Raw genomic sequence first — 11724 nt, 5'->3', positions numbered from 1 at the left:
GAAGGAGAGAGACTCATGGCAAAAGAATATGATCTCGTCATATTAGGTGGCGGTACGGGCGGATATGTAGCAGCCATTCGCGCAGCGCAACTCGGCCTCAAAACAGCTGTCGTCGAAAAAGGAAAACTTGGCGGCACTTGTCTGCATGCAGGGTGCATTCCAAGTAAAGCATTGCTTCGCAGCGCTGAAGTATATGCACAAACAAAAGAAAGTGAAACGTTTGGTGTACTTGCTAGCGATGTGAAATTAGATTTTGTTAAAGTGCAGGAGCGTAAGCGGAAAATCGTTGAACAGCTACATAAAGGCGTTCAAGGATTAATGAAAAAAGGAAAAATTGATGTATATGAAGGAACTGGCCGCATCTTAGGACCGTCGATTTTTTCGCCGATGCCAGGAACGATTTCAGTTGAAATGAACAATGGCGACGAAAATGAGATGCTTGTTCCGAAAAATGTGATTATCGCCACTGGCTCTCGTCCGCGTACATTGCCAGGGCTTGATATTGATGGCGAGCTTGTGATTACATCTGATGAAGCGCTACAGCTTGAAGCTCTTCCAAAATCGATCATTATCGTTGGCGGCGGTGTGATCGGCATCGAGTGGGCTTCTATGCTCAATGATTTTGGCGTAGAAGTAACGGTGCTAGAGTATGCAGACCGCATTTTGCCAACGGAAGACCGCGATGTGTCCAAAGAAGTAGAAAAAGTATTAAAGCAACGCGGCATTCAAATCGTGACAGGTGCGAAAGTATTGCCAGAAACGCTTGAAAAAGGCAAGGATGTCACGATCAAAGCGGAGCATAAAGGCGAACAAAAAGCATTTACAGCGGAAAAAATGCTTGTATCAGTCGGACGTCAAGCTAATGTTGAAGGAATTGGCTTAGAAAATACCGATATCATTGTTGAAAAAGGGTTCATTCAAACGAACGAATTTTATCAAACAAAAGAGTCCCATATTTATGCGATTGGCGATGTGATCGGCGGCCTTCAGCTTGCTCACGTAGCGTCGCATGAAGGCATTGTCGCTGTTGAGCATATTGCTGGACAAGCTCCGTCACCAATTGATTACACAATGATTTCAAAATGTGTCTACAGCCGTCCAGAAGTAGCGAGCGTCGGCTTAACAGAAGACGAGGCAAAAGAAAAAGGCTTCAATGTGAAAGTCGGCAAATTCCCGTTCAAAGCGATCGGAAAGGCGCTTGTCTTTGGTGAAGCAGAAGGCTTTGTCAAAATTGTCGCTGATAAAAATACAAACGATTTGCTTGGCGTGCATATGGTTGGGCCTCACGTGACTGATATGATTTCAGAAGCGGGACTTGCACGTGTTCTCGATGCTACTCCTTGGGAAGTAGCTCATACAATCCATCCGCATCCAACCTTATCAGAAGCGATGGCTGAAGCAGCGTTAGCCGTTGACGGCAAAGCGATTCATTTCTAAGTCAATAAAGGAGGTTTTTTCGATGGCAGAAAATCGTCATCAAGCGCTAGGCTTAAGTGATGAAACGGTATTAGAAATGTATGAAACAATGCTATTGGCTCGTAAAATTGACGAGCGTATGTGGCTTTTAAACCGTGCTGGTAAAATTCCATTCGTAATCTCTTGTCAAGGCCAAGAAGCAGCTCAAGTTGGTGCAGCCTTTGCATTAGATCGCACAAAAGACTATGTATTGCCTTATTACCGCGATATGGGTGTCGTCTTAACGTTTGGAATGACGCCAACAGAATTGATGCTTTCTGCATTTGCAAAAGCAGAAGATCCAAACTCTGGCGGACGTCAAATGCCAGGACACTTTGGACAAAAGAAAAACCGCATTGTAACAGGCTCTTCGCCGGTTACAACACAAGTGCCTCACGCAGTAGGTATCGCATTAGCAGCGAAAATGGAAAAGAAAGACTTCATCTCCTTCGTTACATTTGGTGAAGGCTCTTCCAACCAAGGAGATTTCCATGAAGGTGCGAACTTTGCTGGGGTTCATAAGCTACCAGTTATTTTTATGTGCGAAAACAATAAATACGCGATCTCTGTTCCAGTCGAAAAGCAATTGGCTTGCGAAAAAGTATCAGATCGGGCGATCGGCTACGGCATGCCTGGATATACAGTAGATGGAAATGATCCGTTAGAAGTGTATAAAGCCGTGAAAGAAGCAGCTGACCGTGCACGTCGCGGCGAAGGTCCTACATTGATTGAAACGGTTTCTTATCGTTTAACAGCTCACTCTTCCGACGATGATGATCGCGCTTATCGTACACCAGAGGAGTTAGCGGAAGCAAAAGCGAAGGATCCGATTCTTTCATTCGCTGGCTACTTGAAAGAAGTAGGCGTATTAACAGAAGAGTTAGAAAAAGAAATTCTTGATCGCGTCATGAAACAAGTCAATGAAGCGACTGATTATGCAGAAAAAGCACCGTATGCTGAAGCGGAGCATGCATTAAAGTACGTATATGCTGAGAAGTAAGGGGGAATGAAGAATGCCAGTAATTTCATACATTGATGCGGTGACGATGGCGATTCGCGAAGAAATGGAACGCGATCCGCGCGTATTCGTATTAGGTGAAGACGTAGGTAAAAAAGGTGGGGTATTCAAAGCAACCATCGGATTATACGATCAGTTCGGTGAAGAACGTGTCATTGACACGCCTCTAGCAGAATCTGCGATTGCCGGTGTTGCGATCGGTGCAGCAATGTACGGAATGCGTCCAATTGCCGAAATGCAATTTGCTGATTTTATTATGCCGGCTGTGAACCAAATCATTTCTGAAGCTGCGCGTATCCGTTATCGTTCCAACAATGATTGGAACTGCCCGGTAGTGATCCGTGCTCCTTATGGCGGCGGCGTTCACGGAGCGCTTTACCATTCTCAATCTGTTGAAGCGGTATTCGCGAACCAGCCAGGTTTAAAAATCGTCATGCCATCCACTCCATATGATGTGAAAGGATTGTTAAAAGCTGCGATTCGCGACGAAGATCCAGTACTATTCTTCGAGCACAAACGCGCTTATCGTCTCATTAAAGGCGAAGTACCTGAAGAGGACTATGTATTGCCAATCGGCAAGGCAGACGTTAAACGAGAGGGCGACGATATTACGATCATCACTTACGGCTTATGTGTACATTTTGCACTTCAAGCAGCAGAGCGTGTCGCTCAAGATGGCATTTCTGTTCATGTATTGGATTTGCGTACAGTTTATCCGCTTGATAAAGAAGCGATCATTGAAGCAGCAAGCAAAACGGGCAAAGTTCTTCTTGTAACGGAAGACAATAAAGAAGGAAGCATTATGAGCGAGGTTGCGGCAATTATTGCAGAACATTGCTTATTCGACTTAGACGCGCCAATCATGCGTCTTGCTGGTCCGGATGTACCGGCAATGCCGTATGCGCCAACGATGGAAAAATTCTTCATGGTGAACCCAGATAAAGTGGAAAAAGCGATTCGCGAATTAGCGGCATTCTAATGCCAAAAACGAACATGAGTATGGAATGCTAAAAAAAAGAGGGAAAAATAAGAGAAAGTGACAATGGCAAGCAATCGCTTGCCTTGTCATGCGAAATCATCATAAAAGCAGCCTTTAATCAAGATAGGAGGTCATCGAAGTGGCAATCGAAAAAATCACAATGCCTCAGCTCGGAGAAAGTGTCACAGAGGGTACGATCAGCAAATGGCTCGTATCTGTTGGCGATAAAGTAAATAAATACGATCCGATTGCAGAAGTTATGACAGACAAAGTAAATGCGGAAGTTCCTTCCTCTTTCACTGGCGTTATTAAAGAATTAATTGCGTCAGAGGGAGAAACACTGCCAGTTGGCGCTGTTATTTGTACAATTGAAGTCGAAGGAGAAGGAAGTGCCCCTGAGGCTCCTGCTGCAGAAGCAACACAAGCAGAAGCTCCAAAAACTGAAGCACCAGCATCACAAGCAGCGGCTCCTGCTCAAGCACCGAAAAAACCAGCAGGAGAAAGAGGACGCTACTCGCCTGCTGTTTTACGCCTCGCTCAAGAGCATAATATTGACCTTGAGCAAGTACAAGGCACAGGTGCAGGCGGACGCATTACGCGCAAAGACTTGTTAAAATTAATTGAGTCTGGGAATATTCCGACTCCAGGACAAAAACCAGCAGCTCAAGCGGCAGCACAACCAGTTCAAGAAGCACCGCAAGCAGAACCAGCAGCAGCTCCAAAACAACAAGCTGCGCCTTCTGTTCCTGTGCAAGCAGGTGATGTAGAAATTCCAGTTACCCCTGTCCGCAAGGCGATTGCTGCTAACATGCTTCGCAGCAAACATGAAGCGCCTCACGCGTGGACGATGGTGGAAGTGGATGTTACGAACCTAGTTGCTTACCGCGACTCCATGAAAAACGAGTTCAAAAAACGCGAAGGGTTCAATTTAACCTATTTTGCGTTCTTCGTAAAGGCGGTCGCTCAAGCGCTGAAAGAATTCCCGCAAATTAATTCGATGTGGGCGGGCGACAAAATCGTCCAGAAGAAAGAGATCAACATTTCGATCGCTGTTGCAACGGACGATGCTCTATTTGTCCCTGTCATTAAAAATGCTGATGAAAAAACCATCAAAGGCATTGCTCGGGAAATTTCTGAATTAGCTGCAAAAGTGCGGGCAGGCAAACTTCGTCCAGAAGATATGCAAGGCGGCACATTCACAGTCAACAACACAGGCTCATTCGGTTCTGTACAATCGATGGGAATTATCAACTATCCACAAGCGGCAATTTTACAAGTAGAAGCGATTGTGAAACGCCCAGTTGTGATGAATAACGGCATGATCGCGGTTCGCGACATGGTGAACCTCTGCTTGTCGCTTGACCATCGCGTTCTTGACGGTTTGATCTGCGGCCGCTTCTTAGCGCGTGTGAAAGAAATTTTAGAAAACACATCTAAAGAAAATACACCGATCTATTAAGAAAAACACCTACCGCTGCATTTCGGCGGTAGGTGTTTGCATTTAAAATCAAGCAGATTCAACTTTACTATGAGTGGATGGAAGAAAAATTGGAAAATAAGTGACTTTTTTGTAGCAACACAACATAAAAGCAAAACCTTAGAATAGAGCCATCTATCTTCAAGAGAACGATAGGAAAAAAGAAATCGCGCCTGTCTGGGAAGATAGCCGTTTTGTTCATTGCCCGCAAGGCTTATATATACTAAAATAAATATGTAACGAATGTTTAAAAAAATTCAAAAGTAAGCGTTTTCTGAAGAGAGGAAGCAAGCAGATAACAAAGGGGAGGGATTATAGATGACAGAGATTTCAACGATGAAAAATGGCTTGTTTCCTATTCCGAGTTATGAGGAATGGAAGCAAGAAGTCGAGAAATCATTAAAAGGGAAGCCAATTGAAAAGCTATATTCTACCACTTATGAAAATGTGCGCATTCAACCGATCTATACACGTCAAGATATTGAATCGTTAGAGCATCTTGAGCAGCTTCCGGGTTTTGCTGATTATGTACGCGGGACGGAAGTCAATGGGTATCTTCAACAACCATGGTTTATCAGTCAGGAGCTTTCTGCAGCGAGTGCAAAAGAATGGAATGAAATGGTCAAACATGACATCGCGAGAGGGCAAACAGCCATCCATCTTGTGCTCGACAGGCTCGGTTTTTTAGTAACGACGCTTGAAGATGTAGAAACAATGTTTTCTGGCATTGATTTACGGCATTATCCGATTCGAGTGGATGCAGGGGCCTGCTCATTGCCGTTTTTAGCGTTGTTCGCTACCTATTTGCAAAAACAACAAGTACCTCTTGAGGCATTGCATGGCGAGATTGGCATGGATCCGCTGGGGGGGCTTGTCCAAAAAGGACAGCTTCCTGTTTTGCTCGAAGATTCATATGATATGATGGCCGATGTGACAAAATGGGCGATGGAGCATATGCCAAATATACGAACCGTGATAGTTCATGGCGAGTCTTATCATAATGGCGGTGCCAATGCGGTGCAGGAGCTAGCCTTTGCATTTGCGGCGGCGGCAGAATATATCAACGAGTGCCTCGACCGTGGCTTGGAGATTGATGACATCGCGCAGCGCATCAGCTTTTCTTTTGCGATCGGTTCCAATTTCTTTATGGAAATTGCGAAGCTGCGCGCCGCTCGGGTGGTTTGGTCCAATATTGTTCAAGCATTTGGCGGCAGTGACGATGCCCAAAAGCTCACGATGCATGCTCGCACATCTTATTTTACGAAAACAATATATGATCCATATGTTAATATGCTTCGGGCGACTTCAGAAGCGTTTGCGGCTGTCGTGGGCGGAATGAATAGCCTTCATGTCTCTCCTTTTGATGAAGCGATTCAGCCAGCCGATGAATTTTCACGAAGAATTGCCCGCAATACACAGCTGATCTTACTAGAGGAAGCTCATATTGGCCGAGTCATTGATCCGGCTGGAGGTTCTTATTATGTCGAAACGTTGACGGCGCAAGTGGCCCGAGAGACGTGGAAGCTATTTCAACAAATTGAAGCAAAAGGCGGCATGACGAAAGCTCTTGAGGAAGGCTTTGTGCAATCGGAGGTAAATCAAGTAGCCGCGCAGCGCGATCGACACGTCAAAACGCGCAAGGAAAAAATCGTCGGCACGAACGTCTATGCGAATTTAGCAGAACCAACACCACAGCTTCATCGAAAACACGCCTGCATATCCGTCGAGCAATCGCTCGATAAAGAACGAGTCGATCAGTTGAAAAAGGAATTTGCAGCAAAGCAATGGGTAAAAACAGCTTTATCTGCGGTTTCTCAACGAGCGACCGTTCAGGAAATAGAGAAGGCGCTAGAAAGCAATAGTTTGTCGTTTTGTATCCAGCCGATTCCGCAATGGCGTTTGGCTGAGCCGTTTGAACAATTGAGAAAAGCGGCAGAGGCGCATCTTGCGACTTCTGGAAAGCGTCCAACCGTTCGTTTAATCAATCTTGGCCCGATTCCAAATCATAAAGCACGCGCTGATTTTATCACAGGCTTTTTTGAGGCGGGTGGCTTTGAAGTGGTAAAAAACGATGGCTATGCGTCAGTCCAAGAAGCTGTACAGGAAGCGCTTCGTCAGAATGGATCTCATTACATTATTTGCGGCACTGATGAAAGCTATATAGAGACTGTGCCTTTGATTGCAACAGAGCTAAAGAGAGCGCAATCTCATATCAAATTATATGTAGCCGGAAAGCAAAATCCTGATAGAGAAGCGATGTTTACACAGGCTGGAATTGATGGATTTATTCATATAGGATCGAATTGTTACGAAACGCTTGTTACGGTGATGAAGGAAATGGGGGTGGCTCTCGATGAGTAGAAAAGTCGATTTTACAAATATTCCTTTGCATCTATCAAACCAATCGGCTAACGAACAGCAATGGAAGCAGGCTATTGAACAAAAATTAAAAGCGTCAATGGAGGATCTGTTATTTCAGACGAATGAACAAATCGCAGTGAAACCGCTGTATACGAAGCAGGATATTGAAGAGCTGGATTTTCTGAATTACATGCCGGGCATTCCTCCTTATTTAAGAGGGCCTTATCCATCGATGTACGTCAATCGTCCATGGACGATTCGCCAATACGCAGGATTTTCCACAGCGGAAGAGAGTAATGCTTTTTACCGCCGTAATCTAGCCATGGGGCAAAAGGGCCTTTCCGTCGCGTTTGATCTTGCCACCCACCGCGGCTATGACTCAGATCATCCGCGAGTGGTCGGCGATGTTGGAAAAGCAGGGGTAGCGATCGATTCCATTTTAGATATGAAAATTTTATTTGACGGCATTCCGCTTGACCAAATGTCTGTGTCGATGACCATGAATGGAGCCGTTTTGCCGATTATGGCCTTTTATATTGTCACAGCAGAGGAGCAGGGAGTGACGCAGGACAAGCTTTCTGGAACGATTCAAAATGATATTTTGAAGGAATATATGGTGCGCAACACGTATATCTATCCTCCGGAAATGTCCATGCGCATTATTGCGGATATTTTCGAATATACGTCGAAATATATGCCTAAATTTAACAGCATTAGTATTTCAGGATATCATATGCAAGAAGCAGGAGCACCAGCCGACATTGAATTAGCTTATACGCTTGCGGATGGTTTAGAGTATGTGAGAACAGGTTTGAAAGCAGGAATTGATATCGATTCGTTTGCGCCGCGTTTGTCGTTCTTCTGGGCAATCGGCATGAATTATTTTATGGAAGTCGCCAAAATGAGAGCGGCGCGCATTATTTGGGCGAAAATGATGAAAACCTTTAACCCGAAAAATCCGAAGTCACTGGCGCTGCGCACGCATTCGCAAACATCAGGCTGGAGCTTGACCGAACAGGATCCATTCAACAATGTTGTGCGCACATGTATTGAAGCGCATGCAGCGGCTCTTGGGCATACTCAATCGCTGCATACGAATGCGTTGGATGAAGCGATTGCTTTGCCAACGGATTTTTCAGCGCGAATTGCCCGCAATACACAGCTTTATTTGCAGGATGAAACGGGAATTTGCAATGTGATTGATCCTTGGGCCGGCTCTTATTATGTGGAAGCGTTAACGAACGAGCTGATGACTCGCGCATGGAAACACATTGAAGAAATCGAAAGCCTTGGCGGAATGGCGAAAGCGATTGACACCGGCCTTCCGAAAATGAGAATTGAAGAAGCAGCCGCAAGACGGCAAGCGAAAATTGATTCAGGAGCGGAAACGATCATCGGAGTGAATAAGTACCGCCCTGATAAAGAAGTGCCAATTGACATTTTAGAGGTCGATAATACAGCGGTGCGTCTGCGACAGATTGAAAGACTGCAGCAGCTGCGTGCTTCCCGCGATGAAGAGCGAGTTCAACAAGCGCTGGAAGCTATTACAAAGGCGGCGGAAACAGGAGAAGGGAATTTACTGGAATTGTCAGTAGAGGCCGCTCGCGTTCGGGCGACATTAGGTGAAATTTCTTATGCGATTGAAAAAGTAGCGAAGCGCCATAAGGCGGTCATCCGATCAATCAGCGGTGTTTACAGTTCAGAATTTACAAATGAGGAAGAAATCGAGCGAGTGAAAAAGCTGACGGATGAGTTTTATGAGCTTGAAGGACGCAGACCGCGCATCATGATTGCGAAAATGGGCCAAGATGGACACGATCGCGGAGCGAAAGTAATTGCCACTGCATTTGCTGATTTAGGATTTGATGTGGATATCGGCCCGCTTTTCCAAACACCAGAGGAAACGGCGCGTCAAGCGGTGGAAAATGATGTTCACGTCATTGGCATGAGCTCGCTTGCTGCGGGACATAAAACCTTGCTACCGCAACTGGTGGAGGAGCTGCGCAAACTAGGTCGTGAAGATATTATTGTTGTGGCCGGAGGAGTGATTCCGCCACAGGATTATGAATTTTTATACGAGCATGGAGCGGCGGCTATCTTTGGCCCAGGAACAGTGATTCCGACTGCGGCTGAAAAGGTATTGCATGAAATTTATAAGCGGATCGGGTATGAGGAAGTGAGCCAATGAGTGAAGAACGGACCTACCGTCCAGAATGGGCGCCAAAAGAACAGACGGCTGATTTTGCGACTGCCTATGTGAAGGGAAAGGAAGACACCACTCTGAGATCGCAGGAAACGAAAAAATGGGTGAAACGCAAAGAGCGCTCAGTAAGCGAATATGTGGAGGGGGTATTAAACAACGATCGCACCATTTTGGCACAGGCCATCACATTAGTAGAAAGCAATGCAGCTAAACATATGGAGAGGGCCCAGCAAATTTTGCACGAGCTTTTGCCGCATGTCGGGAGATCGATTCGAATCGGCATCACAGGTGTGCCAGGCGCCGGAAAAAGCACTTTTATTGAAGCGTTTGGACAATTTTTGTGTGAACAAGGGCATCGGGTTGCCGTTTTAGCGGTTGACCCGAGCAGCTCTATTACCGGCGGCAGCATCCTCGGCGATAAAACGCGGATGGAAAATCTCGCGCGCGATCCGCGTGCCTTTATCCGTCCGTCGCCATCCGGAGGGACGCTTGGCGGCGTTCATCGAAAAACGCGGGAAACGATGCTTTTATGCGAAGCAGCGGGATACGATATTATTTTAATTGAGACGGTCGGAGTCGGGCAAAGCGAATTTGTCGTACGCAGCATGGTCGATTTCTTTATGATGATCGCTCTTACTGGTGCTGGCGATGAATTGCAGGGAATGAAAAAAGGAATTATGGAGCTTGTGGATGCGGTTGTGATTAATAAGGCGGATGGCGATAATAAACCAAAAGCGGAAGCGGCTCGAGAAGAATATAATCAGTTTTTGCACTATTTGCGTCCGGCCACACCAGGATGGGAAACGAAGGCCTACACGTGTTCAGCATTGTTGGGAGAAGGGATCGAAAAAGTTTGGAACGTTGTGGAAGCATTTATTTCCGTCACCAAGCAGTCAGGCGCATTTGATGCGCGGCGGCGCCACCAATTGAAGGACTGGATTTACTCCATGATTAAAGATTATTTAGAATCAAGCTTTTTCTCGCATCCGCAAATTAAAGCAGAGCTGCCGATGATTGAAAATCATGTCATTGCCGGTACGCTCTCTGTCACGAAGGCCGTACAACAATTATTGCAGATTTACGAAACCAAAAAAGGGTCTGAGTAAATAGATCAAAAAGCCTTAGATTAAATTCTACGGAATGTGATATTTGATCCCCTTTGAGTAACCGGTGATGAACCTCTCCCACCTCTTAACGGGATGGAGGTGGGGGGCTTCTTGGTAAAAGCCCACATTTCAGATGTGGCCTGTCACACGATACTTGAAGGGGATTTTTTATGGCGAAAAAAACCAACATTTCAATTGTATACAGAGGAGTTCAAGCTACAAGCTGTTCCGTTCGTTTGTACGAAAAAGGAGAAATAAGTGATCAAGCTGTTGCCGCGCCATTATGGATTCCTAGTTCTCTCAAGTGAAAACGTAGGCAAGAAAAGATCAAAACGGTGAACTTCTTTCGAATCAATGCGGGACACATATGATTGTTCGTTCACGTACGACGGAAGCTCGTTTTGAGGAGACTTAGATGATGAAGCGGTCTGGAAAAGGGCAAGGATATTTATTATTACAATATGTAACAAAAACAACTAACGGTAGATTGAAAATCAACTTATAGATGATAAAATTCAACGATTTCTCTATTCAATCGATACCTATTAAATGCAATAATATGTATAAAGTTCAGTATAATTAACATTTATTTCAACTTCGTAACAAAAGGTAGGTATCGAAAATGGCTAATACATTAGGTTCAAGAATTGGAGAATTCAGAAAGAAAAAGGGAATGACACAGGACCAACTTGCAGAATACATCGGAGTCTCTTCTCAAGCAGTAAGTAAATGGGAAAATGACTTGTCATGCCCAGATATTACTTTACTTCCTCAACTCGCGGATTATTTTCATGTCACAGTAGATGAACTTCTAAGGGGTGGAAAATCTAAAGTTGTTCAAGTCGTTTCAGAAGAAGAACGCAAAGATTTCAACAAAATGCTTTTAAAGGTATTTGTTCATAGTGAACAGGGGGATATTGTAAAAGTGAATGTGCCACTTGGATTGATAAAAGCTGCTTTGGAAATCGGAATGCAATTACCACAGATTTCATGCCATGATGCTTTGAAAAACATTGATTTACAAGCGATATTACTAATGGCGGAAAGCGGAGTGATAGGTAAGATAGTGGAGGTTAAGAGTGCTAATGGCGATAACGTTGAAGTTGTAATTGAATGATCGGAGGT

Annotated in this window: 9 protein-coding genes; all 9 read left to right on the top strand. The window is 45.0% G+C overall.

The features are described from left to right. Nucleotides 1-15 precede the first annotated feature (15 nt). The 9 genes from lpdA (at nt 16) to GGQ95_RS05070 (ending at nt 11716) form a co-directional block, all read left to right on the top strand. Complete coding sequence (lpdA, locus tag GGQ95_RS05110; protein ID WP_183186453.1) at nt 16-1437, top strand: dihydrolipoyl dehydrogenase; 1422 nt, start codon at nt 16-18, stop codon at nt 1435-1437. A 22-nt stretch (nt 1438-1459) separates the two neighbouring features. Beyond that, nucleotides 1460-2455, top strand: coding sequence for a thiamine pyrophosphate-dependent dehydrogenase E1 component subunit alpha (locus GGQ95_RS05105; protein ID WP_044744457.1), 996 nt, complete (start codon nt 1460-1462; stop codon nt 2453-2455). Between the two features lie 13 nt (nt 2456-2468). Continuing rightward, a complete protein-coding gene (locus GGQ95_RS05100; RefSeq protein WP_183186452.1) occupies nt 2469-3452 on the top strand; it encodes an alpha-ketoacid dehydrogenase subunit beta in 984 nt (327 codons plus the stop codon). Nucleotides 3453-3591: 139 nt separating this feature from the next. Then, nucleotides 3592-4911, top strand: a complete 1320-nt coding sequence (locus GGQ95_RS05095; protein WP_066145729.1) for a dihydrolipoamide acetyltransferase family protein — start codon at nt 3592-3594, stop codon at nt 4909-4911. Nucleotides 4912-5247: 336 nt separating this feature from the next. Then, the gene (locus GGQ95_RS05090) at nt 5248-7290 is read left to right on the top strand and encodes a methylmalonyl-CoA mutase family protein (RefSeq protein WP_183186451.1); all 2043 of its coding nucleotides are present in this window, start codon (nt 5248-5250) and stop codon (nt 7288-7290) included. Beyond that, a complete protein-coding gene (scpA, locus tag GGQ95_RS05085; RefSeq protein WP_183186450.1) occupies nt 7283-9478 on the top strand; it encodes a methylmalonyl-CoA mutase in 2196 nt (731 codons plus the stop codon). Before GGQ95_RS05090 ends, scpA begins: the two co-directional genes overlap by 8 nt. Then, a complete protein-coding gene (meaB, locus tag GGQ95_RS05080; protein ID WP_066145720.1) occupies nt 9475-10599 on the top strand; it encodes a methylmalonyl Co-A mutase-associated GTPase MeaB in 1125 nt (374 codons plus the stop codon). Before scpA ends, meaB begins: the two co-directional genes overlap by 4 nt. A gap of 170 nt (nt 10600-10769) precedes the next feature. After that, nucleotides 10770-10907, top strand: coding sequence for a hypothetical protein (locus GGQ95_RS05075; RefSeq protein ID WP_156450476.1), 138 nt, complete (start codon nt 10770-10772; stop codon nt 10905-10907). A gap of 314 nt (nt 10908-11221) precedes the next feature. After that, entirely contained in the window at nt 11222-11716 is a 495-nt protein-coding gene (locus GGQ95_RS05070; RefSeq protein WP_183186449.1) for a helix-turn-helix domain-containing protein, read from the top strand. Nucleotides 11717-11724 lie beyond the last annotated feature (8 nt).

Origin of the sequence: Anoxybacteroides rupiense (assembly GCF_014196195.1) — a bacterium.
Lineage (GTDB): Bacteria > Bacillota > Bacilli > Bacillales > Anoxybacillaceae > Anoxybacteroides > Anoxybacteroides rupiense.
This window is presented reverse-complemented; position numbering and strand designations above follow the sequence as displayed.

Excerpts from the sequence above, each read along its gene's own strand:
- lpdA (WP_183186453.1), top strand. The coding sequence starts at position 16 with ATGGCAAAAGAATATGATCTCGTCATATTAGGTGGCGGTACGGGCGGA.
- GGQ95_RS05105 (WP_044744457.1), top strand. The coding sequence starts at position 1,460 with ATGGCAGAAAATCGTCATCAAGCGCTAGGCTTAAGTGATGAAACGGTA.
- GGQ95_RS05100 (WP_183186452.1), top strand. The coding sequence starts at position 2,469 with ATGCCAGTAATTTCATACATTGATGCGGTGACGATGGCGATTCGCGAA.
- GGQ95_RS05090 (WP_183186451.1), top strand. The coding sequence starts at position 5,248 with ATGACAGAGATTTCAACGATGAAAAATGGCTTGTTTCCTATTCCGAGT.
- scpA (WP_183186450.1), top strand. The coding sequence starts at position 7,283 with ATGAGTAGAAAAGTCGATTTTACAAATATTCCTTTGCATCTATCAAAC.
- meaB (WP_066145720.1), top strand. The coding sequence starts at position 9,475 with ATGAGTGAAGAACGGACCTACCGTCCAGAATGGGCGCCAAAAGAACAG.
- GGQ95_RS05075 (WP_156450476.1), top strand. The coding sequence starts at position 10,770 with ATGGCGAAAAAAACCAACATTTCAATTGTATACAGAGGAGTTCAAGCT.
- GGQ95_RS05070 (WP_183186449.1), top strand. The coding sequence starts at position 11,222 with ATGGCTAATACATTAGGTTCAAGAATTGGAGAATTCAGAAAGAAAAAG.